Genomic DNA, 25454 nt, shown 5'->3' with positions numbered 1-25454 from the left:
ACGGGCTTTCGATGGACGCCGGACTCAAGCGTGAGCTCGAAGCGAAGGTGTACGCGGGGGAGCGGCTGACCCGGGAGGACGGCATCGCCCTCTACGCCAGCGACGACCTGACCTGGCTGGGCCGGCTGGCCCACCACAAGCGCACCGAGCTCAACGGTGACCGGGTCATGTTCAACGTCAACCGGCACCTCAACCTGACCAACGTGTGCAGCGCCAGCTGTGCGTACTGCTCGTTCCAGCGCAAGCCGGGCGAGAAGGACGCGTACACGATGCGTATCGACGAGGCGGTCCGCAAGGCCAAGGAGATGGAGGACGAGCAGCTCACCGAGCTGCACATCGTCAACGGCCTGCACCCGACCCTGCCCTGGCGCTACTACCCCAAGGTGCTGCGTGAGCTGAAGGCGGCGCTGCCGAAGGTCAACCTCAAGGCCTTCACCGCCACCGAGGTGCAGTGGTTCGAGAAGATCAGCGGCCTGAGCGCCGACGAGATCCTGGACGAGCTGATGGACGCCGGCCTGGAGTCGCTGACCGGCGGCGGCGCGGAGATCTTCGACTGGGAGATCCGGCAGCACATCGTCGACCACGCCTGCCACTGGGAGGACTGGTCGCGGATCCACCGGCTGGCCCACAGCAAGGGCATGAAGACCCCCTCGACGATGCTCTACGGTCACATCGAGGAGCCTCGGCACCGGGTAGACCACGTGCTGCGGCTGCGCGAGTTGCAGGACGAGACCGGGGGCTTCCAGGTCTTCATCCCGCTGCGCTACCAGCACGATTTCGTGGACTCGGCGGACGGCAAGATCCGTAACCGGATCCAGGCCCGCACCACGATGGCCTCACCGGCCGAATCGTTGAAGACCTTCGCGGTCTCCCGGCTGCTGTTCGACAACGTCCCGCACGTCAAGTGCTTCTGGGTGATGCACGGGCTCTCGGTGGCCCAGCTGTCGCTCAACTTCGGGGTGGACGACCTGGACGGCTCCGTCGTGGAATACAAGATCACCCACGACGCGGACTCCTACGGCACGCCGAACACCATGCACCGCGACGACCTGCTGCACCTGATCTGGGACGCCGGCTTCCGCCCGATGGAGCGCAACACCCGCTACGAGGTGGTCCGCGAGTACGACCCCGCGCCGAGCCTGGCGCAGCGTCGGGCCGAGCCGCAGCAGGTCTGGGCCTAGGGACCTCGGACGCGCTGGCCGCCGTGGTGCTGGCCGGCGGGGAGCGGGCCGAGTGGCCTCGCGTACCCTCGTCAGGGAGATGAGCGAGCAACAGAGCGGCTTTCCACGGCGCGACGCCGAGGGACGCATTCAGACCCTGGGTGACCTGCTGGGCGTGGCGCTGGCCGGTGCGGTCATCGGGATGCTGGTGCTGGTGCTCTTCGACGCGGCCTTCGCCGGGTTCGGTGCCGGTGACTTCGGTCAGGCCAACGGCTGGCTCGCGGTGATCCTGCCCGCCTGGCTGTTCTGGGAGGACTTCCGGGCCTGGGAGTTCGGCGCCCCCCGGGTGGTGGCCGCGCTGGTGGCCGTTGCGGTGGCGGTGGTGTCCGGGCTGCTGGTGGCCGGGATCGCTACCGGTCTGCCGCCGCTGGCCTCCGGCGGGTTGGCCGCCGCGACCTTCACGGTGGTGTACGCGCTGGTCTGGTTCCCGGGCGTGCGCTGGCTGGCCAAGCGGACGAGCTGACCTCGGGTACGCGGATCGGGCGCAGCGCCCGGTCGCAGAACACACATGGCGACGTGAACGAGTGGAGTGGATCAACGTGAGTGCGGCGGTCAAGTACACCCTCGGCCGGGTCGGGCTGTTCGCGGCCGTGGTGGCGGCCCTCTGGCCGGTCAACATCGACATCTTCCTGAAGCTGATCGTGGCGTTGCTGTTCTCCGCAGCCCTGTCCTTCTTCCTGCTCAAGGGCTGGCGGGACGAGATGGCCGAGGAGATGGCCGTCGCCGCCGAGCGGCGCCGTACCGAGAAGGAGCAGTTGCGCTCCGCCCTGGCCGGTGACGACAAGGCCGACACCGGCGACGAAGCTCCCTCCGCCGAGCAGCCGGGCGGCTCCGATTCCCGGCCCGGCCCCTCGGCCTGAGCTGGGCACCCGACCCCCTCGCGGTACATGCCGCCGACGTAGGGATCAGGTTGGGATGGAGTAAACAGCGAGCGATATTGATATGACCATGTGACCGGTGGTGGGCTGGCCGCTACCGAGCGGGAAACCCCGCGCCTCCAGGAGGTTGTCCATGGCCTTCCGATCCATCCCTGTCCGCCGGGCACTGGCGCTGATCATGGCTGCTGGTCTCGGGCTACTAGCCCTCTCCGCACCACCGGTCTCCGCCCGCCCCGCACCGGATCGGGACGAGCAGCCGGCTGCCGCCCCCTACCGGGTGCTGGGTCCGAGGACGGTGGCCGACCGCACCGCGGTCGCCCGTACCGGTGCCTCGATCGACTACTCCGAACACGGGGTGCTGCACATCTCGGCCACCCGTACGGAGGCCGCCGCCATCACCCGGCTCGGCTTCCAGTTGGAGCCGATCGCCGCGGCGCCGACCGACCGGGGTCATGACCACGGGGACATCGGCGTCACGGCCTTCCCGCCGGCCGACGCCAACTACCACGACTACGCCGAGATGGTCGCTGTGGTCAACCGGGTCGTCGCGGACCACCCGGCGATCGCCCGCAAGATCAGCATCGGCACCTCGTACGAGGGTCGGGACCTGGTGGCGATCAAGATCTCCGACAATGTCGCCACGGACGAGAACGAGCCGGAGATCCTGTTCAACTCACAGCAGCACGCCCGTGAGCACCTGACCGTCGAGATGGCCATCTACCTGATGAACCTCTTCACGGACAGCTACGGATCGGACTCCCGGATCACCAACCTGGTCAACAACCGGGAGATCTGGATCGTGCCCTCGGTCAACCCGGACGGCAGCGAGTACGACATCGCCACCGGCTCCTACCGGTCGTGGCGCAAGAACCGCCAACCCAACAGCGGATCGTCGAACGTCGGCACGGACCTCAACCGCAACTGGAGCTACAACTGGGGCTGCTGCGGCGGTTCCTCCGGCTCGACCTCCTCGGACACCTACCGGGGCCCCTCGGCCTTCTCCGCCCCGGAGACCCAGGCCCTGCGCAACTTCGTCAACAGCCGGGTGGTCGGTGGAGTCCAGCAGATCAAGGCCAACATCGACTTCCACACCTACTCCGAGCTGGTGCTCTGGCCGTACGGCTACACCTACAACGACACCGCCACCGGGATGAACGCCGACCAGTACAACACCTTCGCCACCATCGGTCGGCAGATGGCCGCGACCAACAACTTCACCCCGCAGCAGTCCAGTGACCTGTACATCACCGACGGCAGCAGCATCGACTGGATGTGGGCGGTGCACGGCATCTGGGCGTACACCTTCGAGCTGTACCCGCGCTCGGCCTCCGGCGGCGGCTTCTACCCGCCCGACGAGGTGATCCCGCAGCAGACCTCGCGCAACCGTGAGGCGGTGCTCATCCTCGCCGAGTACGCCGACTGCCCGTACCGGGCGATCAACAAGCAGGCCCAGTACTGCGGCGGTGGCAGCGGCGGTACGACGGTCTGGTCGGACACCTTCGAGACCAACACCGGCTGGACGATCAACCCCAACGGTACGGACACCGCGACCTCGGGCCAGTGGGAGCGGGGTGCCGCCCAGGCCACCAACTCCAGCGGTGCCAAGCAGTTGACCCCGTACGCCGGCAGCAACGACCTGGTCACCGGCCGGCTGGCCGGATCCGGGGCTGGTGACTACGACCTGGACGGCGGGGTTACCAGCGCCCGCTCCCCGGCGATCACCCTGCCGTCCAGCGGCACCCTGACCCTGTCGTTGGCCTGGTACCTGGCCCACGGCTCGAACTCCTCCTCGGCCGACTACCTCCGGGTCAGCGTGGTGCACAACGGCGGCACCACCACCCTGCTCAGCCAGGCCGGGGCGGCCAGCAACCGCAACGGCGCCTGGACCACCTCCAACCTCAACCTCACCCCGTACGCCGGGCAGTCGATCCGGATTCTGGTGGAGGCCGCGGACGCCTCGACGGCCAGCCTGGTCGAGGCGGCTGTCGACAACGTCACCATCACCGCCTCCTGAGCCGACGGGCCCCGTCACACCCCCTCGCGCGGGGCCCCGTCTTCAGGAAGCGACTGATCGGCCCGGTGCTGCCAGCGCCGGGCCGATCGGCGTGGTTACCCCGGTGCGACGGGGTGCCGGCGGGGCGTGCGCTACGGTTCTACCGACCCGCCACAGCGAAGCCGGTGTGAAACCGGCGCTGTCCCGCAACTGTGATGCCCCCTTCCGTGGGGGACGAGCCAGGTCGCCTGTGGCGCGGGTCGCGAACCGCGCTCTCGAGGAAGGGCGCCTCGCCCACGGGTGCCCTCGGCTCCCTGTCGGCGAAGCACCGATCTCCTCGACCGACAGGAGGACCGATGTCCAGACGTACCCCCCGGCTGCTCGCCGCCACCCTGGCGCTGGCCGCGCTGACCCTCGGTGCCTGCGCCGAGAAGACCACCGAGACCCCGGCCGCCGGTGGTAGCCCGACCAGCGGTGCCTTTCCGGTCACCGTAGGGTCGCTGACCCTGGAGCAGCGCCCGGAGAAGATCGTCTCGCTGGCGCCGACGGCCACGGAGATGCTCTTCGCGGTCGGTGCCGGGCCGCAGGTCGTCGCCGTCGACGACCAGTCCAACTACCCGCCCGAGGCACCGAAGTCGGACCTGTCCGGCTACCAGCCCAACGCCGAGGCGATCGCCGCGAAGAACCCCGACCTGGTGGTGCTCAGCGACGACCGCAACAAGATCGTCGACCAGTTGGCCACGCTGAAGATCCCGGTCTACCAGACCTCGGCGGCGCAGACCCTCGACGACACCTACCGGCAGCTCACCGAGCTCGGCATCCTCACCGGCAACGCCGACACCGGGGCGGAGGTGGTGCGACGGATGAAGGAGGACATCGAGAAACTCGTCGCCCAGGTACCGGACCGGATCCAGGCCCCCACCTACTTCCACGAGCTGGGACCGGAGCTGTACACCGCCACCAGCAAGACCTTCATCGGCTCGATCTACGCCCTGGCCGGTCTGGAGAACATCGCCGACCCCTCCGACGCCGACGGCAGGAGCGCCGGGTACCCGCAGCTCTCCCAGGAGGTGATCGTCGCGGCCAACCCGGACTTCGTCTTCCTGTCCGACGTCACCTGCTGCCAGCAGAGTGCCGCGACGGTCAAGGCGCGCAGCGGCTGGGCCGACATCAACGCCGTACGCAACGACCAGATCGTGGAACTCGACGACGACATCGCCTCCCGCTGGGGCCCTCGGGTGGTGGACCTGCTGCGCACCATCGTGGACGCCACCACCAAGGCCGCCGAGTGACGAACGGCAGAAGTTAACAAGGGGCCCTTCCTATGCTCCACACGGTAAAAAGGGGCCCTTCCTTAGCTGGATCCCGGCCGGCGGGCCTGCGGAAACGCTGGCTCGCCGCCGGTATCGGCGCGGTGCTGGTCGCCCTGGTGGCCGGGGTCTCCCTCGGCCCGGTCAGCCTGCCCCCGGGCAGTGTCGCCCTGGAACTGCTCAACCTGCTGCCCGGGGTGCAGTTCGACAGTGGACTGACCGAACGGGAAGTCGCCATCGTCACCGAGCTGCGGCTGCCCCGGGTGGTGCTGGGGCTGCTGGTCGGCGGGCTGCTGGCCCTGGCCGGCGGGGCCTACCAGGGGGTGTTCCGCAACCCCCTGGCCGATCCCTACCTGCTAGGGGTGGCGGCGGGGGCCGGGCTGGCGGTCACTCTGGTGCTGACGGTCGGTGGGGTCGGTGCGGGCGGGGCGCTGAGCGGGCTGCCGGTGACCATCCCCCTGGCCGCCTTCGTCGGCTCGCTCGGCGCGGTGATCATGACCTATCTGCTCGGTGCGGCCGGCGGACGCAGCCGCTCCCCGGCCGTGCTGATCCTGGCCGGGGTGGCCGTCTCCGCGTTCCTGTCCGCCGGGCAGACCTACCTGCTGCAACGGGACGCGGAGAGCATCCAGTCCGTCTACTCCTGGCTGCTCGGGCGGCTGGCCACGGCCGGTTGGCAGGACGTCCGGTTGGTGCTGCCGTACTTCCTGATCACCAGTGTGATCGTCCTGCTGCACCGGCGGGAACTGGACGTGCTCTCGGTCGGTGACGACGAGGCGGCCAGTCTCGGCCTGCATCCGCAACGGTCGCGGTACCTGCTGATCGCGGCCGCCTCGCTGGGCACCGCCGCCGCGGTCTCCGCCTCCGGCCTGATCGGCTTCGTCGGCATCATCGTGCCGCACACCGTACGGATGCTGGCCGGGTCCAGCTACCGGGTCATCCTTCCGCTGTCCCTGCTGTTCGGCGGGGCCTTCCTGGCCCTGACCGACGTGGTGGCCCGGACCGCCGCCGCGCCGCAGGAGATCCCGATCGGGGTGGTCACCGCCCTGCTCGGCGGGCCGTTCTTCGTCCTCGTGCTGCGTACCGCCCGAAGGGTGCTGACATGACCCCGCCGGACCCGCCCGCCGTCGAGGTGCGTGATCTTCAGGTCAAGCTGGACGGGGTGCGCATCCTCGCCGGCGTCGACCTGACCGTGCGCTCGGGCGAGTGGGTAACCGTGATCGGCCCGAACGGGGCCGGCAAGTCCACCCTGCTGCGCGCCGTAGCGGGCCTGCTGCCGGTGCCGCACCCGGTCCGCCTGTTCGGTACCCCCCTGGGCGACCTGCGTCGTCGGGACCGGGCCCGGGTGGTGGCCACGGTGGCCCAGTCCCCGGTCGTACCGCCCGGGATGGCGGTGCTCGACTACGTGCTGCTCGGCCGTACCCCGTACATTCCGCCCTTGGGTCGGGAGTCCGCGACCGACCTGGCGGTCGTGCAGGGGGTGTTGGAGCGGCTGGATCTGACCGGTTTCCGGGACCGGGAGCTGGCGACCCTCTCCGGCGGGGAACGCCAACGGGTCTTTCTGGCGCGGGCCCTGGCCCAGGGCGCCACCCTGCTGCTGCTCGACGAGCCGACCAGCGCCCTGGACATCGGCCACCAGCAGGAGGTGCTGGAACTGGTCGACCAGTTGCGCCGGACCGAGGGCCTGACCGTACTGGCCACCATGCACGACCTGTCGATCGCCGGCGAGTACGCCGACCGCATGGTGCTGCTGGCCGACGGCCGGATCGCTGCCACCGGCACCCCCGCCGAAGTCCTCACCGAGGACCTGCTCTCCCACCACTACCGCGCCCACGTCAAGGTCATCCCCGGCCCCCACGGCCCCCTGGTCCTCCCCACCCGCCCCACCCCCAGTGACTCCCGTCGATCATGAGGTTGGCGGCATTGTGGAGATCAACAACTGCCGCCAAGCTCATGATCAACGGGGTGGGGTGGGTGGGGTGGGTCAGGAGGGTGGGGCTAGGGCGATCAGGGAGAAGAGGGCGCCGTCGGGGTCGCGGAGGGCGGTGATGCGGCCGGCGGGGATGTCGCGGGGTGGGACGAGGATGGTGCCGCCGAGTTCGGCGGCGCGTGCCGCGGTGGCGTCGGCGTCGGCCACGGAGAAGTAGAGGGTCCAGTAGGCGGGGGAGTCGGGGGCGAAGGCCTCCTCGCGCGGGGGCATCATGCCGGCCACCATCCGATCCCCTAGCCGCCACCCGGTGTAGGCGACCTGCCCCATCGGCTCCTCCTCGGGCTGCCACCCGAAGACCAGCTCGTAGAAGATCCGGGCCCCATCGGGATCGGGGGTGACCAGCTCGGTCCAGCACATCGCCCCGGGCACGTCGAAGACCTCGGCCCCGGAGAAGGTCATCGGCTGCCAGACGCTGAAGGCGGCCCCGGCCGGGTCACTGAAGACCGCCATCCGACCCCGGTCGAAGACCTCGAACGGCGGTACGACCACCTGCCCGCCCGCGCGCTCCACCCGCCCGGTGACCAGGTCGGCGTCGTCCGTGGCGACATAGGTGGACCAGATCGGCACCTGGTCCGGTACGGCCGGTGGCCCCACCCCGGCGACCGCCCGGCCGCCTAGCTGGAAGATCGTGTACCCGCCCGCCTCCGGCGCGGGCTCCACCTGGCCGGTCCACCCGAACAGCTCCGGATAGAACTCCCGGGCCCGGTCCAGCCCTGGCGTGGCCAGATCGGCCCAGCACGGTGTGCCCGACGGGACGCTGGCCACGGCCACTCCTCTCCAACCCCGCAGTGGCCGCCGCCCGACCACCCCTCCTCGGGCATCGTGGCACCGCCGACGCGGCATCCGGGCCGGAAACCGAGAGAAGGTCAGCTGAACCGGCGACCCTCGTCCCGTCGGTAGGCCCAGCCGGCGAGGGTGGCCAGCACCACCACCCACACCCCGAGCATGACCAGGGAAAGCAGGTTGACCGAGTAGTCCCCGACGGCCGCCCACATCAGCTCCACCGCACCCCGGGTGGGCAGGAAGGGCGCGATCGCCTCGATGAAGCCGGGGGCCTGGTCCGGGGCGGAGAGCAGGCCACCACCGAAGGCGAGCGGGAAGAAGACCAACTGGGCCACCACGATCGCCGCCTTGCTCGGCAGCGCGTACCCGATGGTCAACCCCAGCAGGGTGAACGGCACCGAGACCACGGCCACGGTCGCCAGGGCCAGCAGGAAGGCCCCTGGAGTGATCCGGGCCTGAGTCAGGGTCGCGGCGATCACCACCACGGGGACCAGGGAGAGGTAGGTGAGCACCATCCCGGCCAGGATCCGCCCGGCGAAGCGCGGCGCCGACCCGGCCGGCAGAGTCCGGGTGTACGGATTCCAGGGCTCCTCCACCTCCTCCAGGTAGTGGCTGCTCAGCAGGACCGTTCCACCCTCGGCGTGGAAGGCCCGGATGGCCTCCCACAGGGTGTGTCGGGCCTCCACGTCCAGCCCGGTCGTCGGCTCGTCGAGCACCACCAGCCGGGGGCGGCCGAGGAAGGCCAGGGCCACCGCGAGTCGGCGTTTCTGCCCACCGGAGAGCCCGCCGCACTGCCGCCGCACCAACTCGGCCAGGCCGAACCGGTCGAGCAACTCCCTTGCGGCACCGGGTCCGGGTAGTGGGCGGAGACGAAGTCGACCACCTCACCGACCCGCAGGGTGCCGGGCAGCCCGGTCTCCTGGGGGGGGTGACCCCGATCTGCCGTCGGCTGGCCGGGTCACGCGGATCGCCGCCGTTGAGTTCGACCCGTCCCGAGGTGGCTTCCGCAGCCCGACCAGCAGGCTGATCAGGGTGCTCTTGCCGGCGCCGTTGGGCCCCAGCAGGCCGACCAGTTCACCCGCCCGCCCGTACCTCAAGGTCGACCTGATCCAGGGCGAGGACGTCGCCGTATCGGCGGCTGACCCGCTCGGCACGGGCGAGGATGTCTCTTTCCACGAGCTTGATCATTCTCGGTTCACCAGGTGGTGGCAATACCGCCGGTCAGCCCAAGGGCGCGGGCAGGGGCGCGCGGTGCAGCACCGACATCCGGGAGACCGCCCGGGTGAGCACCACGTAGAGCCGGTGCAGCCCGCGTGGCTCGGCCGCCACGATGTCGGCCGGTTCGACGACGACGACGTGGTCGTACTCCAGGCCCTTGACTGCGGTGGCGGGGACGACCGTGACGCGCGGGCCACCGCCCGCATCGGCGGCGGTCGCGGTCTCGATCCCGGCCGCCGCCAGCACCGCGACCAGCCGGTCCACCGCGTCGTCGGCGGCGATCACCGCGACCGACCCCTCGTGGGCGAGCGCCGCACCCACCTCGGCCACCGTCGCCCCCAGAAGATCGGTCACGGTACGCACCCTCAGCACCCCGTCGCGGCGCAAGGACTCGGCTGGCGGTACGTCCACGGCGAGCGAGGGCAGCAACCGGTTGGCGAAGGCGAGCACGTCGGCCGGTACCCGGAAACCGACGGTCAACGGCACCACTGTCGCGTCCGGCTTACCTAGGTGGCCCAGGGTCACCCGCCAGTCGGTGGCGGCCCACGGCGCGGTCGCCTGGGCCAGGTCGCCGAGCAGGGTCAGCGAACCGTGCTCGCTGCGCCGGGCGATCACCCGGCACTGCATGGCGGAAAGGTCCTGCGCCTCGTCCACCACCACATGCCCGTAGCTGCCCGGCCGCTCGATCAGCCCGGCCGCCTCGTCGATCAACACCGCGTCGGCGGCGCTCCACCGGGTGGCCTTCGGCGTACGCCCCAGCTGCGTACCGCCGCCGCCTGCCCGCGTTCTGGTGCTCCCGGGCGCGTCGCCTGCTGTGGAGGTGCTGTCCTTGCCGGTCAGCAGGGCCTGCTCGGCGGGGGTCAGCAGGCCGTCGGCCGCCGCGGCCAGCCGGGCGGGCTCGGCGAGCAACGCGTGCACCAGCCCGTCCGGGGTCAGCGCCGGCCAGACCGTGTCCAGGAAGGCCGTCACGGGCTTGGACCGACCCATCCGGCGCAGCCACGCCTCGCTCGGCGACTCCGCCCGCCGGGCCTCCGCCTGCCGTTGCAGCAGCCCGACCACCCGGGCACGGACCCGTTCCCGGCCTAGGGCGTACGGCAACCGCTCGGCCCGGGTCTCCTGGACCAGCCGGTGCAGCGGCTCCAGGCCGATCCGCCAGCGGAAGGAGCCGTCGGAGACGACGATCGGCTCGGTCGGCTCACCGAGGTACCCGTCTACCGCCCGACGCAGCACCTCGGCCATCCGGGCGTCGTGCTTGAGCACCGCCACGGCCGGTGGGTCCACCGCCCGCACAGCCACCCGGTCCACCAGGTTCTCGACGGTCGCCTGTTCGACCTCCACCTCGCCGAGGGCCGGCAGCACCGCCGCGATGTACGCCAGGAAGGCCCGGTTAGGGCCCACGACCAGCACCTTCGACCGGCGCAGCCGCTCCCGGTGCAGATAGAGCAGGTACGCGGCCCGGTGCAGCCCGACCGCGGTCTTCCCGGTGCCCGGGGCACCCTGGACGCAGATCGACTGGGCCAGGTCGGCGCGGACCAACTCGTCCTGCTCGGGCTGGATGGTGGCGACGATGTCCCGCATCGGCCCCACCCGGGGCCGTTCGATCTCGGCCGTCAGGATCCGGCTGGCGGTGCCGAGTTCCTCGCCCCGGTCCAGGTGCTCGTCCTCGAAGCTGGTCAGCGCCCCGTTGTCGAATCCGAACCGACGCCGTACGGCCAGCCCCTGCGGGTCGCTTGCGCTGGCCCGGTAGAACGCCCGGGACACCGGCGCCCGCCAGTCCAGCACCAGCGGTTCGCCCTGCTCGTCGGTGACGTGCCGGCGACCGACGTGGTAGCGCTGTCCGGCATGCTCGGCGGGGTTGTTGTGTCCGGCTTGGTCGGCGGGGGCGGCTTGGTCGGCGGGGGCGGCGCCGAAGTCGAGTCGGCCGAAGAACAGCGGCGTTCGTGGGTCGTCGGCCAGTTCGGCCACCCGCCGGGCGAGGTGCCGGCCGAGCTGTTCCGCGGTGTACGAGTCCCCGGCGACCTTGTCGCCGGTGGCGAAGAGCGCCTCGGCGCGTTCCCGCATCCGGCGTAACGCCGTGCGGGAGATGTCCAGGTGTTCGCGTTCGGCCTTGAGATCGGCGTCGAGGTCGGATGCAGGCACGATGCGATTCCTCACGGAGATTCCGGTTGCTCGCTCGCGTGTCCGGGGCGGATGGCCGGCGCCCGGCGCGGGGACGTCCGCTGCGGTGCGTGCTCACCGCGGCCGTCAGGCGAACGGAAATCCTACTCCAGCCAGCAACGCCGGCAATCGAATTCTCATCCTGGTCGGGGATCATGAGGGCATGACGGAGGCCCACCCCGAGCTGCCCCGGGTGACGATCAGCGACCCGCAGACGTTGCGTGCGCTCGCCCACCCGGCCCGGCTCGCGATCATGGAACATCTCGCGGCGACCGAGGGGGCGGTGACCGCCACCGAATGCGCCGAGGTGGCGGGGCTGTCCCCGAGCGCGACCAGCTACCACCTCCGGGCGCTGGCCCGGTTCGGGCTGGTCGAGGCGGCGCCGAGCCGGGGGGATGCCCGGGAACGGTTGTGGCGCAGCACGATGCGGTCCTGGGCGATCGACGCCGGTCGGGCCGCCGACCCGTCGACGCGTGAGGCCGAGCGGAGCCTTGTCGAGGTCTTTCTGACTCGGAATCTGGAGCGTAGCCGCGACTGGTTGCGTCGGGCGCCCGACGAGCCGGAGGAGTGGTACCGGAACGCGATGCTCAGCGACTCGCTGCTGTTGCTCACGGCCGAGGAGTTGGCGGAGGTGAATCGCGCGGTGCTGGAGGTGCTGCGGCCGTTCCGCAAGCGGAGCCGGCCCGATCCGCCGCCGGGTGCCCGCCGGGTGGCGATCCAGTACCAGGCGCTGCCGCTGGACTGAGGGTCTTGTGTCGATCAGATGTGAAGCACTATTTTCGAAGTATGTCTTTCACATCTGGCGACTCGCGCTGGTCGGACGTCGGGCTGGCCACTGCCGCCCGGGGCATCGCGACCTGCGGTGACTTCCTCGCCGCCGTCACGCTGACGCTGACCCTCCAGTCGGCGGGGGCCGGTGGCAGCGCAGTCGCCGGAGTGCTGCTGGCGGCCACCTTGCCGCTGGTGCTGCTCGCCCCGTTGACCGGGCGGCTCGCCGACCGGGTGGACAGCCGGACCCTGCTGATCGGTGCCGGCCTGGCGCAGTCGGTGATCTGCCTCAACCTGGCGTACGCCCGGCATCCGCTGCTGGTCGTCTGCCTGATCGCACTGCTCGCCACCGGTCTGGCGGTCACCCAGCCGGTGCTCTCCGCCCTGATCCCCGCGATGGTGCGTCCAGCTGACCTGCCCCGGGCGGTCGCGCTCAACCAGACCGCCGGCACTATGGGCATACTCGCCGGTCCGGCGCTGGCCGGCTTCCTGGTCGGGTGGTTCGGCAGTCGGGTGCCGCTGTTGGTGGGCGCGGCGAGCTACCTTGCGCTCGTCGTTGCCGGGTTGCTCATCCGCACCCGTCGAGGCGGCGCCCGGCCTTCGATGCCGAGGGCTGCCGGTGCCGTCGGGACGCCGGACGGTGCTACGGCGGACTGGCGACTGCGCCGGGACCCGTTGCTGGTGGCGATGGTGGCCACCCTGGCCGGGGTGATCGCGGCGGTCGGGGCGATCAATGTGATCGAGGTCTTCTACGTACGGGAAACTCTGGGGGCCTCCGCCGCTACCTACGGCCTGGTGACCGGGGCGTGGACCCTCGGCGTGCTCTGCGGTGCCTGGATCTTCGCCCGGCTGGCTCGGCGGTTCGCCGACGACGCCGCTCTGGTCCAGGCAGGTCTGTTCCTGCTCGGCGGCTGCTGCCTCATGGTGCTGGTCTCGGTGACGGTGCCGGTGGCGCTGCTGCTGGTGCCGATCTGGCTGATCGGTGGCGTGTGCAACGGCGGCGACAACGTTTTCAACAACCTGCTGTTGGCTCGGCGGGTACCGGAGGCGGCCCGTGGGCGGGCCTTCGCTGCGATGGGCGCGGCGGTGCAGGGCGCTTCGATGGTCGGTTACCTGATCGGCGGACTGTTGCTGGAGGTGAGCGAACCCCGGCCGCTGATCGTCGGCTGCGGGGTGGCCGGGTTGCTGGTGCTGCTCGGCTTCGTCCGGCCGGTCCGGCGTGCGATCCGGGCCGAGCGGTCCCGCTGCGCTGCGATGGCCCCGCCTGCAGGGCCGCCGGGTGCGGGGTTGGCCACTTCGACGCCGGTCCGCTGAGCAGGTCACCGGTGGCGGGGATACGGTCGGGGCATGATCGAGCGCGTCGCCCGTCCCCGGGTCGGGCACATCCAGTTCCTCAACTGCCTACCGATCTACTGGGGCCTGATGCGCTCCGGCGCCCTGCTGGACGTCGATCTGTACAAGGACACCCCGGACCGGCTCAACGCCGCGCTCGTCGCCGGTGATCTGGACATCGGACCGATCTCCCTGGTGGAGTACCTGCGGCACGCGGACGAACTCCTGCTGCTGCCCGACCTGGCGGTCGGCAGCGACGGCCCGGTGCTGTCGGTCAACCTGGTCAGCACCCGTCCGCTCACCGAACTCGACGGGGCCCGGGTGGCGCTCGGCTCGACCTCGCGCACTGGTGTGCTGCTCGCCCAACTGCTGCTGCGCGAGCGGTACGGGGTGCAGCCCGAGTACTTCCGGTGCCCGCCCGATCTGACCCAGATGCTGCTGGAGGCGGACGCGGCGGTGCTGATCGGTGATGTGGCCCTGCGCGCCCTCTACGAGGCGCCGAGCCGGGGCCTGACGGTCACCGACCTGGGTCAGGCCTGGCGGGAGTGGACCGGCCTACCGATGGTCTTCGCCGTCTGGGCCGCCCGACGCGACTTCGCCGCCGCCCACCCCGGACTGGTCAAGGAGGTGCACGAGGCCTTCCTGCGCTCCCGTGACCTGTGCCTGGCCGAACTCGACCAGGTAGTCGAGTCCGCAGCCCGCTGGGAACCCTTCGACGCGGCCACCCTGGCCTCCTACTACCAGGCGCTGGACTTCTCCCTGGGCGATCGCCAGGTGGCCGGCCTCCGCGAGTTCGCCCGCCACGCCGCCGCCCTGGCCGAAGCCCCCGCCCTCCCCCCCACCGGCCCCACCTTCTTCACCCGCTAACCCCACCTCTCTCTCCCGCGATCTTGCACTTTCGGTCGCCGCATTCCGGACATAAGCCGTGAATCAGCGACCAAAATTGCAAGATCGACGGGGAAAGGGGGGTGCGGGCGCGTGAGGGTGAGGGCGGCGGGGAGGGTTAGAGGGTGGGGGTTTGGAGGGCCTTGGTGATCTTTTGGCAGTTGGCCATGCCGTATTCGTAGCCCTTGTCGATGTCGTAGCGGAGCATGACGCCCATCGTCCAGGTGTCACCGATGGCCAGGCAGTTGACGTGGATTTCCTGCTCCTGCTCGCGGTCGACCCAACCGTTCTTGATGGCGATCTTCTTGGCCTCGGCGGTCGGGAACGCCTTGCGGATGCCGAAGTCCCCGGCACCGCGTACCAGCCGCATCTCGTTGAGCAGCCACTTGGTCCAGGTGGGGCCGGCGGCCCGGCCGTCGACGATGCAGTTGCCCAGCCGGGCCACGTCCCGGGGCGAGAGCTGGGTACGGCTCCACCCGCGGTCCTCGGAGACCTTGCTGTCGGTCAGGTCGCAGGTGGAGATCAGCCGCCGGATCGAGGCGGTCGTGTCGATCTCTTCGTACACGGTCTGGGTGCGTACGTTGTCGCTGTCCCTGATGATCTTCGTGAGATCGGCCAGCTTCGCGTCGCTCGGGGTCTGCCCGGCGTCGGCGCTGAGGCGCAGGTAGTCGGCGACGATCCAGGACTTGATCAGGGACGCGGTGGTGCTGGTCTCGGCCATGTTGTCCGAGCCGATGATCTCGCCGGTGCGGCGGTCCAGCACGCTCCAGGCGTACCAGCCTTCGATCTTCAGGTTGAGGCTCTTCGCCTCGAAGGGCAGGGGCTCAGGCTCGGGGGAGGGGCTGGGAGACGGCGGGGCGGACCTGGTCTTGCGGTCGGTCAGATCCTTGCCCCGATCCTCCGATGAGGCCGATCCCCACTCAGCGGCCGCAGTGGACTCGAAGGGCGAGCCGGGCAGCAGGCGCAGCGACACCAGGACCAGACCGATCAGGACGGCGGTGATGGCCGCGAGACGTAATCGCGATGCCTCGCGGTGGCTGCGGCGACGGCTCCGGGCGGCCATCAGAGCTTGCCGATCGGCTGCTGGGGCACCTTGAGGGCGCCGCCGGGCTGGGGGGTGACCAACTGCGCGGTCACGCTCGCGCAGACGTCGGAGCCGTAGTCGAGCCCTTGGCTGTGTGGGTAGCGAAGCATTACCGCGAGACTCCACTTCTCGGTGACTGCCAGACAGTTGACGTGCCAGTTGCCGTCATAACTGAGCGGCGTCCAGCCGTTCTTGATGCTCAACGGGCCCTGGCTGAGGATGGACTCGGGGAGCCCATCGATAATTCCCCATCGGCCGCCGCCTGAACGTGCTCGCTGGTCCTTGTCCGCGGTGCTGCCGCGTACCTTGCTCATCTCGGTCATCAGCCACTCGGTCCACTTGGGTCCGGCGGCCTTGCCGTCGGCGATGCAGTCGCCGAGCCGGACGGCGTCCCGGGGGGACATCCGGGTGAAGCTCCACCAGCCCTCGTACCCGGGCACGTTGCCGCGCTTGGTGTCGGTGAGGCCGCAGATGCTGATCGCGCGCCTGACCACCGGGCCGGGCTTACCCCCGGCCGGCACCGCGTACGAGCCCCCGGCGGCCCGGTAGACGAGATTCGTAGCGTCGTCGTCGCTGTCCCGGATGGCCAGACTGGCCGCCTTCTTCAGGGCCGCCGTCGGCTCCTTGTCGCCCAGTTGGCGCAGGTAGTCGGCGACGATCCAGGCCTTGAGCATCGACTCGGTGGAACTGGTGGCGGCCAGGTTCTTGGAGCCGGAGATCTCGCCCGATTCACGATCCATCAGCGCCCAGGAGAAGAACTCGCCCTTGAAGTTCACCGAGACCTTGGCCGCCGCCAGGGTCGGGGGCGGCGGGGGCTCCGGGGTGGGCGCGGCGACGCTGGCCGGCGCCGACTCGCCGGTCCCGCCGGCGAGTCGGGCGTACGCGGTTGGTACCAACATGACGCCGCCGAGCAGCACTGCTGTGACGGCGAACACCATGGTCACGCGGGATCGCATGAGCGGGTGAACTCCAGATGTCAGGCCGGGGGGACCGGCTTGTTGCCAGGACTGATCGCGGTGGATCGCCTCCGGGCCGGGGGGACCTTGGCCCTGTTTCTGGTCGACGATCGCTGGAAGCCGATCGGTGTGACGTGCGAAGTCTACGTGCGGATCGGCGTCTTGCCAGGTTTTGAGACCTGACAACGCGCTGTGCAGGCGGGATAACAAACCGTTGGAGGTCGGTTGCGAGGATTAATCGGCTAATTGTGAGTCAAGTCTCGTCTTCGGAGCGTCACCAATCCTGCTCATTGCGCTACGAGCGGCGGTTTCGCATTTCTATGACACCCTCTGGTGTCTTGGGCTGACAGCTGTAACACTTAGGGCATGTATGGCAATGACTTCCCGGGCGAGGACCCGCCCGGCGGCCTGCTCGGCGAGGTGGAGGCGGCGGAGGCGGACCTGCGGGCCGCCGCGGAGCGAGACCGGGGCGCCCCTGGTCAGGACGTCGACCTGGCCGCCTACTTCGCGGAGGTCATCGACGCCGACCAGAAGATCGAGCCGCGCGACTGGATGCCCGAGGCGTACCGGCGGACGTTGATCCGGCAGATCGCCCAGCACGCCCACTCCGAGATCATCGGGATGCAGCCCGAGGGCAACTGGATCAGCCGGGCCCCGTCGCTCAAGCGCAAGGCGATCCTGCTGGCCAAGGTCCAGGACGAGGCCGGCCACGGCCTGTACCTCTACGCCGCCGCGGAGACCCTGGGGATCAGTCGGGACGAGCTGGTCGAACTGCTGCTCGAAGGCCGGCAGAAGTACAGCTCGATCTTCAACTACCCCACCCTCACCTGGGCCGACGTCGGCGCCATCGGATGGCTGGTGGACGGCGCGGCGATCGTCAACCAGGTCCCGCTCTGCCGCTGCTCCTACGGCCCGTACGCCCGCGCCATGATCCGGGTCTGCAAGGAGGAGTCGTTCCACCAGCGCCAGGGCTACGAGATCCTGCACACCCTGGCCCACGGCACCCCGGCCCAGAAGGCGATGGCCCAGGACGCCCTGGACCGCTGGTGGTACCCCTCGCTGGCCATGTTCGGCCCGCCGGACGGCGACTCCACCCACTCCGCCCAGTCGATGGCCTGGAAGATCAAGCGCTTCTCCAACGACGAGCTGCGGCAGCGCTTCGTGGACATGTGCGTCGGCCAGGCCGAGGTGCTCGGGCTGACCATCCCCGACCCCGACCTGCGCTGGAACTCAGAACGCCAGGCGTACGACTTCACCCAGCCCGACTACGCCGAGCTGATGCGGGTCATCTCCGGCGACGGGCCGTGCAACCGGCAGCGGATGGAACACCGGCGTCGCGCCCACACCGAGGGCGCCTGGGTACGTGAGGCCGCCGCGGCGTACGCGGCCAAGCAGGCAAGCAAGGAGAAGGTCGCGGCATGAGCCAGCACACCACCCCCCTGTGGGAGGTCTTCGTACGGGCCCGGCGCGGGTTGGCGCACACCCACGTGGGCAGCCTGCACGCCCCCGACGCCGAGTTGGCCCTGCGCAACGCCCGTGATCTCTACACCCGCCGCCAGGAAGGGGTGTCCATCTGGGTGGTGCCGGCCGGCGCGATCACCGCCTCCAGCCCGGACGAGAAGGACGCCTTCTTCGACCCGGCGGCCGACAAGGTCTACCGCCACCCCACCTTCTATGAGGTGCCTGAAGGGGTGGCCCACCTGTGAGCGCGAGGAGTGAGCCGGTTCTGCGAGCCCCGCAGTCGCGAACGGAGGCGGGTGCTGTGAGCGCGACTTTTGATTTCGCCCTCGCCCTCGGTGACGATGCGCTGATCGCGGCGCAGCGGCTGGCCGAGTGGACCACCCGGGCGCCGGAGATGGAAGAGGACATCGCGCTGGCCAACATCGCCCTGGATCAGCTCGGTGCGGCCCGGCTGCTGCTGTCGTACGCGGGTGAGCTGGAGGGCGCCGGTCGGGACGAGGACGCCCTGGCGTACCTGCGCGACGACCGGAGGTTCCGCAACTGCCTGCTGGTCGAGCTGCCCAACGGCGACTTCGCGATGACCATGGCGAAGCTGCTCGTCCTGTCGGCGTACCAACTGCCGCTCTACACCGCTCTGGCGGGCTGCGCCGACGAGCGGTTGGCCGCCATCGGAGGCAAGGCCCGCAAGGAGTCCGCGTACCACCTGGACCACGCCGCCCTCTGGGTACGGCGACTGGGCGACGGCACCGAGGAGTCGCACCGGCGGATGCAGGCCGGCATCGACGAGGTCTGGCCGTACGTCCCGGAGTTGTTCGCCGCCCAGCCGCAGGCCCCGGTCGACCCGGCCACCCTGCGGGCCGAGTTCGACACGACGGTCTCGACCGTGCTCGCGGAGGCGACCCTCACCGCGCCGGAGCCCGGCTGGGCACCGGCCGGTGGACGCGAGGGCCTGCACACCGAGCACCTGTCGTACCTGCTTGCCGAGATGCAGGTGCTGCATCGGGCCCACCCCGGCGCCCGCTGGTGAAGGCCCGGGACCCGAGGTGGCGACGGTGAACTTCGCGTACGAGGCCGTGGCCGCGGTGGTGGACCCGGAGATCCGGGTGGTCACCATCGCCGACCTCGGCATCCTGCGCGCGGTGGAGGTGGCGCCGGACACCGGCCGGGTGGTGGTGACCATCACCCCGACCTATACGGGCTGTCCGGCGATGGACGTCATCCGCGCGGACATCCGCCGGGCCCTGGCCGCGGCCGGTCACCCCGATGCCGAGGTACGCACGGTGCACAGTCCCGCCTGGAGCACCGACTGGATCACCGACGCCGGGCGGGCCAAGCTGGCCGCCGCCGGCATCGCCCCGCCGGCCCCGGTCCGCCGCGACGGGGTCGTCCCGTTGACCCTGGCCGTGCGCTGCCCGCGTTGCGGGTCCCTGGAGACCGAGCAGCTAAGCCGGTTCGGCTCCACCGCCTGCAAGTCACTCTGGCGCTGCCGCGCCTGCTCCGAACCGTTCGACCATGTGAAGGCACTGTGACTGTCACCATCACCCGCCCGGTCCGCCGTCGCCCGGTGTTCCACCCGCTGCCCGTCATCGCCGTGGACCGGCTCACCGCCGACGCCGTCGCGGTCACCTTCGAGGTGCCGCAGGAGCTGCGCGAGACCTTCGCCTTCCGTGCCGGTCAGCACCTGACGGTACGCCTACCTGCTGCGCAGCCGGAGAGCGAGGACGTGCGCCGTTCGTACTCGATCTGCTCCACCCCGCAGGAGTTGGCCCGGCACGGGCGGCTGCGCATCGGGGTGCGGGAGATCCCCGGCGGGGCCTTCTCGTCGTACGCCTGCGGGGTTCTGCGCAGCGGCGACACCGTGGAGGTGCTGCCCCCGCTGGGTCACTTCACCACGGCCTTCGCGCCGGACCGGGTGCGTCGCTACGGCGCGGTGGTCGCCGGGTCCGGCATCACCCCGGTGCTGTCGCTGATCGCCACGGCCCTGGCCGTCGAGGCGGCCAGCACCTTCACCCTGGTGTACGGCAACCGGACGGCCAACAGCGTGATGTTCGCCGAGGAGCTGGCCGACCTCAAGGACCGCTACCCGACCCGGCTGCACCTGGTGCATGTGCTCTCCCGGGAGCAGGGCGAGTCCGCGCTGCTGTCCGGGCGGGTGGACGCCGAGCGGCTGGGGCGCCTGCTGGACACCATCGTCCCCGGTGACCTGATCGAGGAATGGTTCCTCTGCGGCCCGTACGGCCTGGTGGTGGACGCCCGTGAGGTGCTGACCGGGCGGGGCGTGCCGGAGTCGGCAGTGCACACCGAGCTGTTCCATGTCGACGCCGCACCCGAGCCGCTGCGCCGACCGGAGGACTCCTCCGGCGGCACCGAGGTGACCATCGTGCTCGACGGCCGTTCGTCGAGCTTCACCATGCGCCGCGACGAACGGGTGCTGGACGCCGCGCTGAAGGTCCGCGGCGAACTGCCGTACGCCTGCAAGGGTGGGGTCTGCTCGACCTGCCGGGCGAAGGTGGTCTCCGGCGAGGTGGAGATGGCCCGCAACTACGCCCTGGAGCCCGACGAGGTGGCCGCCGGGTACGTGCTGACCTGCCAGTCCAGCCCACGCACGGACACCCTCACGGTCGACTACGACGCCTGATCCGGCTTCGGCTCGGGGCGGAGGTGGGCGGTCCAGTAGGTCAGGTCGGAATGATGCTCGACCAGCGTCACCCGCTCGCCGCAGGCTTCCTCGATCATCTTCACCGCGTCGTCCAGGTGGGCCGGGTAGTGGTCCCAGTCGTCGTCGCGGAACAGGTGCAGCCCGGCCTCGCCCCGATCGTCGCCGAACGTCTCCGCCGCCTCCGGCGACATCAGCACCACCGTGTAGCGAGCCGCCTCGATCTCCGCCTCCGTGGGCTGCGGCTGCTCGGCCCTGGGCCGCCGCCGGAATCGCTCGACGACTGACGGGATCGGCCCCGGCGAGTTTGCTGGATCGTACGGCTGAAGCCAGGTTGGCTGGAAGGGCTTTCGGATCTGCGGCTCCACGGAGACCTCCCGTCGACGGCAATGAACTTTCGCAACGTTGCTGTCGATGTTTGCGGGTTGGATGAGATCAAGTCAATACTGAGCGCGACGACTCGGTGTGTCTGGGTGACGACCCCGGGGTGGGTGGAGGTGGCGGATGTCCAGGGCGAACCAGCCGACGGTGGTGGGCCGAGGTCTCGGCGGCGAGTTGCGGGAGCTGCGGCAGGCCCGCAAGCTGGCCCTGCGCCGGGTGGCGATCCGGCTCGGCTGGCAGCCGTCGAAACTGTCCCGGATGGAGACTGGCATCCAGGGCATTCCGGCCGCCGACGTGGCCTCCCTGCTGGTGATCTACGGCGTCACCGGCGACGAACGCAAGCGGCTGCTCGGCATGGCCGCGCGTTCCGCCGAGTCGGGCTGGTGGGAGGTGATCGACGGCCTCTCCGACGAGTCCCGGACGCTGATCCGGCTGGAGGCCGAGGCCACCGCCATCGTGAACTGGCAACCGCTGCTGGTGCCGGGCCTGTTGCAGATCCCGGACTACACCCACGCGGTGATGGTGGGCTGCGGGGTGCCGGAGGTCGAGGCGCAGTCACGGGTGGCTGCCCGGCTCGGCCGGCAGGCCATCCTGAGCCGGCCCGCCCCGCCGAAGCTGCACGCACTGATCGACGAGGCGGTGTTGCGCCGGGCGCTCGGCGGGCCGGCGGTGATGGCCCGCCAACTGCGGCATCTGGTCGACGCCGCCGAGCGGCCGAACGTCACGCTGCAGGTGGTGCCGCTGCCGGTCGGCGCGCACACCGGGCTCGACGGATCGTTCGCGCTGCTCGACTTTCCCCGCAACCGATCCGTGGTCTACCTCGACCACAAGCTGACCGGTCTGTTCCTCGAAGAGGCGCCGCAGGTGGCCCACTTCCGGGGCGAGGCGGATAGGCTTGGCGGCGTGGCGCTGAGCCCCGCCGAATCGGTGCGGCTCGTTGCACAGATCGCAACGGAGCACGAACGAAAGTGAGCCGTCAATGATCATCCTTGACCTGACCGGCGCGACCTGGCGCAAGTCCAGCCGCAGCGGTTCCAACGCCGACTGCGTGGAGGTGGCCGAGCTGACCCGGGCGGTCGCCGTACGCGATTCGAAGGACCCGAACGGGCCGGTGCTGGCCTTCGACCGCCCGGCCTGGTCGTCCTTTGTCGGTGCGCTCCCACAGCAGATGCGGGTGTGACGGTCAAACCTCACACCCGACGGGCCGCTGCGTAACGGGCGTTGCGGGAGCGTTCCTGGCCGCTCATCTGGACGAGATCTCTTTCCCGTAGGGAACGGAGCGCGCGTAGCACCTGGTGCGATTTCAAGCCGGTGGCCTGCTCAAGTTCTCCTCGCGACCGGCTGCCGCTCGCAAGTGCTGCCATGACCTTGCTCTCGTTCGCGTTCAGCATGAGATCTGCCGCTCGGGAACTGGGTGCCTGCCCCGCCAGGGGTGTGAAGAGATCCGGTGACTCGTCGATGGCGGTGGTGACCAGACGATAGGTCGTGCCGCCCCGGGAACCGTGCTGGGTGACGAGGCCACGTTCGACCAGTTCGCGAAGTTCCCGGCTGGCGATTCGGCTGTCGGTCACGCCGGTCACTGCGCGGAATGAGCTGTTGGACAGCTCCCTCCCGCCCCGCATCACCACGAGGGCGGCCATCTGGGAACGACTCAACGGCCCTCGACCGAGCGACCCCAACCACTTGATGGCCTCCTCGTCCAGCAAGGTGTGGTTGGGGAACTCCACCGTGAATGTGGAGATGTCATCGGCGAAGCGAGGCTGCTCCATGCCGGCCTCGGCGAGAGCGATCCTGATCCGGGTGATGCCGCTGCCGCGGTTCTCGCACACCATGTGCCCGTCGCCGAACGGGGTGTCTTCGAGAATCTTGAGCAGGGATCGGTTGCGGGATGAAGTGACGGGGGTCGTTCCGAGGGAAGTCACCTCAACCGGCCCGTAGAGCCCGCCGGGATTCCTGATCACGAGGCGGTCGGGGTACATCTCGACCTGAACCTGCATTCCTCGGGCGAACTCGGCGTAGTCCCGGTGAACGAGCGCGTTCACCAGTGCCTCGCGTAGCACCTCTTCCGGATACTCCCATTCCTCAGTGCGGTAGAGGCCGGAGATCACGTTGCGCCGCCTCATGTTGCGTTTGAGGATCCGGATGCACTCCGCGACCATCGTGGGGATCGAGCCGTCCACCGATCTGTTCTCGGTGAAGCGTTCACCGCGCGGGCCGAGGGCTCCCGGTTGGGTCGTGGGATACGCCACGAAGGTCAGACCCAGCTGAGGTTCGAAAGTCTGTGGATATGTGCCGAACACGAGAAGGCCGGCGAGAGTAGGCACCACATTGTCCTGGTGGCGGGTCAGGACGTTCAGCATGATGAGCGCCTGTTCGTCGCTGACCCGCCGGAAGATCTCTCCTCGTGTCTGGCGGATCCGGTTGAGGAACGCGGCGAGTAAGTCCGAGTCAAGGTCGTCGGGCACGGCGTGGGGGACGGGAGCCGCGTCGTATCGCTGCTCAGTGCGGTTTGCCAGGAGCACCGCCACCTCGTAGTCGGTGAGACGCCGGTCACCGTCGCTGACGCGGATCCGGGAGCCTGCCCACGGGCCTAGAGTTCTCTTGTGGCAGGGGCGCTGATCGCGGGCCAAGGGCGGGACCTCACAGACCACCACCTGGTGGCCGGCGAGTTCGACGGTACTGATGTCCGCACGGACTGCCGGCTCCAACTCGGCGCAGACGGCGCCCAGGTTGGCCTCCATGACGCCCGGCTCGGTGACCCCGGTCACCTCGAAGTTGTTGCGCTCATCGACTCCGAGAACCACCTGCCCGCCCCCGGCGTTGGCGAAGGCGCTGATCGTCTCCCAGATGCTGGACGGGAGACCGCCCCGGGCCTTCTTGACCTCGCAGATCGAGTTGTCGTTCCCGAGTTGCCGGAGACGGTCGAGTAGCTCTTGGAGTTCCGTCGGCGTCACTGGTGCACCCTCCTCACCAGGGGAGATCGTCAGCGAGACGAAGTGTTACAGCGGAACTGGCTTGTGCGACGGTGCCGCGCCGTTGTGTTGCACTTGTGCAACACGGCCTGTCGCACAATCTGGTTTCTGTGCGACAGCTACGCCTGATGGTGGGTGGCCTTTTCTGGGCCTCCAGGCTGCCGACGTAGGCTCGTAGACGTGATGGTGAGCCGGGAGATCGACGACATCCTGCAGCGTGGCGCGGACGGTGGGCGGATCACGCCCGAGGAGGCCCTGCTGCTCTACACCGATGCGCCCTTCCACGCCCTCGGTGAGGCGGCGGACGCGGTGCGGCGGCGGCGCTACCCGGACAACATCGTCACGTACCTGATCGACCGCAACATCAACTACACCAACGTCTGCGTGACGGCGTGCAAGTTCTGTGCCTTCTACCGGGCTCCTAAGCACAAGGAAGGGTGGACCCACCCGACCGAGGAGATCCTGCGGCGCTGCGGCGAGGCCGTCGAGTTGGGCGCCACCCAGGTCATGCTCCAGGGCGGCCACCACCCGGACTACGGCGTGGAGTACTACGAGGAGCTGTTCTCCTCGGTCAAGAAGGCGTACCCGCAGCTCGCCATCCACTCGATCGGTCCCAGCGAGATTCTGCACATGGCCAAGGTGTCCGGGGTGAGCCTGGACGAGGCCATCGCCCGGATCAAGGCCGCCGGGCTGGACTCGATCGCCGGTGCCGGTGCCGAGATGCTGCCCGCGCGGCCCCGCAAGGCGATCGCCCCGCTGAAGGAGTCGGGCGAGCGCTGGCTGGAGGTCATGGAGCTGGCCCACCGGCAGGGGGTCGAGTCGACCGCGACGATGATGATGGGCACCGGCGAGACCGCCGCCGAGCGGATCGAGCACCTGCGGATGATCCGCGACGTGCAGGACCGCACCCAGGGTTTCCGGGCCTTCATCCCGTGGACGTACCAGCCGGAGAACAACCACCTGAAGGGTCGTACCCAGGCCACCACCCTGGAGTATCTGCGCCTGGTGGCGGTGGCCCGGCTGTTCTTCGAGACCGTGCCGCACCTGCAGGCCTCCTGGCTGACCACCGGCAAGGATGTCGGCCAGCTCGCCCTGCACATGGGGGTGGACGACCTCGGGTCGATCATGCTGGAGGAGAACGTCATCTCCTCGGCGGGGGCCCGGCACCGGTCCAACCTGCACGAGCTGATCGGGATGATCCGTTCCGCCGATCGGATTCCGGCCCAGCGGGACACCCTCTACAACCGGCTGGCCGTGCACCGTACGCCGGCGGACGATCCGACCGACGAGCGGGTGGTTTCCCACTTCTCCTCGATCGCCTTGCCGGGTGGCGGGGCCGGTCGTTCGCTGCCTCTGGTCGAGGCGAACTGACCCTGCGCGGTAGCCGGCCGCGACGAACTGATCCTGTGCGAT

The 25454-nt window shown here is 69.9% G+C and carries 25 protein-coding genes, 1 pseudogene and 1 riboswitch; of the genes and pseudogenes, 18 read left to right on the top strand and 8 right to left on the bottom strand.

Going from position 1 to position 25454, the window contains the following annotated elements; genetic code table 11:
• Positions 1-11: 11 nt before the first annotated feature.
• The 7 genes from mqnE to ABZ795_RS06430 all read left to right on the top strand — a co-directional run bounded on the left by mqnE (position 12) and on the right by ABZ795_RS06430 (position 7310).
• The gene (gene mqnE / locus ABZ795_RS06460) at positions 12-1181 is read left to right on the top strand and encodes an aminofutalosine synthase MqnE (protein ID WP_327023259.1); all 1170 of its coding nucleotides are present in this window, start codon (positions 12-14) and stop codon (positions 1179-1181) included.
• A gap of 79 nt (positions 1182-1260) precedes the next feature.
• A complete protein-coding gene (locus tag ABZ795_RS06455; protein ID WP_357529415.1) occupies positions 1261-1683 on the top strand; it encodes a hypothetical protein in 423 nt (140 codons plus the stop codon).
• 76 nt (positions 1684-1759) lie between these two features.
• The gene (locus ABZ795_RS06450) at positions 1760-2080 is read left to right on the top strand and encodes a DUF4229 domain-containing protein (RefSeq protein ID WP_357529680.1); all 321 of its coding nucleotides are present in this window, start codon (positions 1760-1762) and stop codon (positions 2078-2080) included.
• 151 nt (positions 2081-2231) lie between these two features.
• Entirely contained in the window at positions 2232-4112 is a 1881-nt protein-coding gene (locus ABZ795_RS06445) for a M14 family zinc carboxypeptidase (RefSeq protein WP_357529413.1), read from the top strand.
• 160 nt (positions 4113-4272) lie between these two features.
• Positions 4273-4335: riboswitch (cobalamin riboswitch) on the top strand.
• 112 nt (positions 4336-4447) lie between these two features.
• Positions 4448-5383 carry an ABC transporter substrate-binding protein gene (locus tag ABZ795_RS06440; RefSeq protein ID WP_357529412.1) on the top strand — a complete coding sequence of 312 codons (936 nt, stop codon included), beginning with the start codon at positions 4448-4450 and terminating at the stop codon, positions 5381-5383.
• A gap of 32 nt (positions 5384-5415) precedes the next feature.
• Positions 5416-6504 carry an iron ABC transporter permease gene (locus tag ABZ795_RS06435; RefSeq protein WP_327023254.1) on the top strand — a complete coding sequence of 363 codons (1089 nt, stop codon included), beginning with the start codon at positions 5416-5418 and terminating at the stop codon, positions 6502-6504.
• A complete protein-coding gene (locus tag ABZ795_RS06430; RefSeq protein ID WP_357529409.1) occupies positions 6501-7310 on the top strand; it encodes an ABC transporter ATP-binding protein in 810 nt (269 codons plus the stop codon). Before ABZ795_RS06435 ends, ABZ795_RS06430 begins: the two co-directional genes overlap by 4 nt.
• A 72-nt stretch (positions 7311-7382) precedes the next feature.
• On the opposite strand, the gene ABZ795_RS06425 is transcribed toward ABZ795_RS06430, so the two are convergent.
• From ABZ795_RS06425 to ABZ795_RS06410, 4 genes and pseudogenes are all read right to left on the bottom strand, one after another.
• Positions 7383-8153 carry a VOC family protein gene (locus ABZ795_RS06425; RefSeq protein WP_357529407.1) on the bottom strand — a complete coding sequence of 257 codons (771 nt, stop codon included), beginning with the start codon at positions 8151-8153 and terminating at the stop codon, positions 7383-7385.
• Positions 8154-8254: 101 nt separating this feature from the next.
• Positions 8255-8767: an ABC transporter permease gene (locus ABZ795_RS06420; RefSeq protein WP_357529679.1), complete on the bottom strand. Its 513-nt coding sequence runs from the start codon at positions 8765-8767 to the stop codon at positions 8255-8257.
• A gap of 72 nt (positions 8768-8839) precedes the next feature.
• A pseudogene (locus ABZ795_RS06415) lies at positions 8840-9268 on the bottom strand (ATP-binding cassette domain-containing protein); the annotation flags it as partial.
• Positions 9269-9392: 124 nt separating this feature from the next.
• Positions 9393-11528, bottom strand: a complete 2136-nt coding sequence (locus ABZ795_RS06410; protein WP_357529405.1) for an AAA family ATPase — start codon at positions 11526-11528, stop codon at positions 9393-9395.
• Between the two features lie 181 nt (positions 11529-11709).
• Between ABZ795_RS06410 and ABZ795_RS06405 the strand changes: the two genes are divergently transcribed.
• The 3 genes from ABZ795_RS06405 to ABZ795_RS06395 are packed head-to-tail and all read left to right on the top strand — an operon-like array spanning position 11710 to position 14513.
• Positions 11710-12291 (top strand): helix-turn-helix domain-containing protein, encoded by a 582-nt coding sequence (locus tag ABZ795_RS06405; RefSeq protein ID WP_327023248.1) that lies wholly within the window; start codon positions 11710-11712, stop codon positions 12289-12291.
• Between the two features lie 41 nt (positions 12292-12332).
• The gene (locus ABZ795_RS06400; RefSeq protein WP_357529403.1) at positions 12333-13628 is read left to right on the top strand and encodes an MFS transporter; all 1296 of its coding nucleotides are present in this window, start codon (positions 12333-12335) and stop codon (positions 13626-13628) included.
• Between the two features lie 33 nt (positions 13629-13661).
• Positions 13662-14513 carry a menaquinone biosynthesis protein gene (locus ABZ795_RS06395; RefSeq protein ID WP_327023246.1) on the top strand — a complete coding sequence of 284 codons (852 nt, stop codon included), beginning with the start codon at positions 13662-13664 and terminating at the stop codon, positions 14511-14513.
• Between the two features lie 136 nt (positions 14514-14649).
• Here the strand turns inward: ABZ795_RS06395 and ABZ795_RS06390 are convergent, their stop codons facing one another.
• The gene (locus tag ABZ795_RS06390) at positions 14650-15594 is read right to left on the bottom strand and encodes a hypothetical protein (protein ID WP_357529401.1); all 945 of its coding nucleotides are present in this window, start codon (positions 15592-15594) and stop codon (positions 14650-14652) included.
• A complete protein-coding gene (locus ABZ795_RS06385; protein ID WP_357529399.1) occupies positions 15594-16571 on the bottom strand; it encodes a hypothetical protein in 978 nt (325 codons plus the stop codon). Before ABZ795_RS06385 ends, ABZ795_RS06390 begins: the two co-directional genes overlap by 1 nt.
• Before the next feature lie 366 nt (positions 16572-16937).
• On the opposite strand from ABZ795_RS06385, the gene paaA reads away from it, so the two are divergent.
• The 5 genes from paaA to paaE are packed head-to-tail and all read left to right on the top strand — an operon-like array spanning position 16938 to position 20670.
• On the top strand, positions 16938-17993 hold the full coding sequence (paaA, locus tag ABZ795_RS06380) for a 1,2-phenylacetyl-CoA epoxidase subunit PaaA (RefSeq protein ID WP_357529397.1): 1056 nt from the start codon (positions 16938-16940) through the stop codon (positions 17991-17993).
• On the top strand, positions 17990-18277 hold the full coding sequence (gene paaB / locus ABZ795_RS06375) for a 1,2-phenylacetyl-CoA epoxidase subunit PaaB (RefSeq protein WP_357529395.1): 288 nt from the start codon (positions 17990-17992) through the stop codon (positions 18275-18277). Before paaA ends, paaB begins: the two co-directional genes overlap by 4 nt.
• A gap of 20 nt (positions 18278-18297) precedes the next feature.
• Positions 18298-19059 carry a 1,2-phenylacetyl-CoA epoxidase subunit PaaC gene (gene paaC, locus ABZ795_RS06370; protein WP_357529678.1) on the top strand — a complete coding sequence of 254 codons (762 nt, stop codon included), beginning with the start codon at positions 18298-18300 and terminating at the stop codon, positions 19057-19059.
• A gap of 25 nt (positions 19060-19084) precedes the next feature.
• On the top strand, positions 19085-19561 hold the full coding sequence (paaD, locus tag ABZ795_RS06365; protein ID WP_357529393.1) for a 1,2-phenylacetyl-CoA epoxidase subunit PaaD: 477 nt from the start codon (positions 19085-19087) through the stop codon (positions 19559-19561).
• Positions 19558-20670, top strand: a complete 1113-nt coding sequence (paaE, locus tag ABZ795_RS06360) for a 1,2-phenylacetyl-CoA epoxidase subunit PaaE (RefSeq protein ID WP_357529391.1) — start codon at positions 19558-19560, stop codon at positions 20668-20670. The genes paaD and paaE overlap by 4 nt, the downstream gene beginning before the upstream one ends.
• On the opposite strand, the gene ABZ795_RS06355 is transcribed toward paaE, so the two are convergent.
• Entirely contained in the window at positions 20658-21056 is a 399-nt protein-coding gene (locus tag ABZ795_RS06355) for a hypothetical protein (RefSeq protein ID WP_357529389.1), read from the bottom strand. The genes paaE and ABZ795_RS06355 overlap by 13 nt on opposite strands.
• Positions 21057-21192: 136 nt before the next feature.
• Here ABZ795_RS06355 and ABZ795_RS06350 point away from each other — a divergent pair, with 136 nt between their 5' ends.
• Positions 21193-22041, top strand: a complete 849-nt coding sequence (locus tag ABZ795_RS06350) for a helix-turn-helix transcriptional regulator (protein WP_357529387.1) — start codon at positions 21193-21195, stop codon at positions 22039-22041.
• A 7-nt stretch (positions 22042-22048) separates the two neighbouring features.
• Entirely contained in the window at positions 22049-22249 is a 201-nt protein-coding gene (locus ABZ795_RS06345; protein WP_357529385.1) for a DUF397 domain-containing protein, read from the top strand.
• A 10-nt stretch (positions 22250-22259) separates the two neighbouring features.
• On the opposite strand, the gene ABZ795_RS06340 is transcribed toward ABZ795_RS06345, so the two are convergent.
• Positions 22260-24023: an ATP-binding protein gene (locus ABZ795_RS06340; protein ID WP_357529383.1), complete on the bottom strand. Its 1764-nt coding sequence runs from the start codon at positions 24021-24023 to the stop codon at positions 22260-22262.
• A 198-nt stretch (positions 24024-24221) separates the two neighbouring features.
• On the opposite strand from ABZ795_RS06340, the gene mqnC reads away from it, so the two are divergent.
• A complete protein-coding gene (gene mqnC, locus ABZ795_RS06335; protein ID WP_357529381.1) occupies positions 24222-25412 on the top strand; it encodes a cyclic dehypoxanthinyl futalosine synthase in 1191 nt (396 codons plus the stop codon).
• Positions 25413-25454: the final 42 nt, after the last annotated feature.

It is taken from the genome of Micromonospora sp. NPDC047134, assembly GCF_040643455.1.
Taxonomy (GTDB): Bacteria; Actinomycetota; Actinomycetes; order Mycobacteriales; family Micromonosporaceae; genus Micromonospora.
Note: the sequence above shows the minus strand (reverse complement) of the source record. Positions and strands in the feature narration are given on the sequence as shown.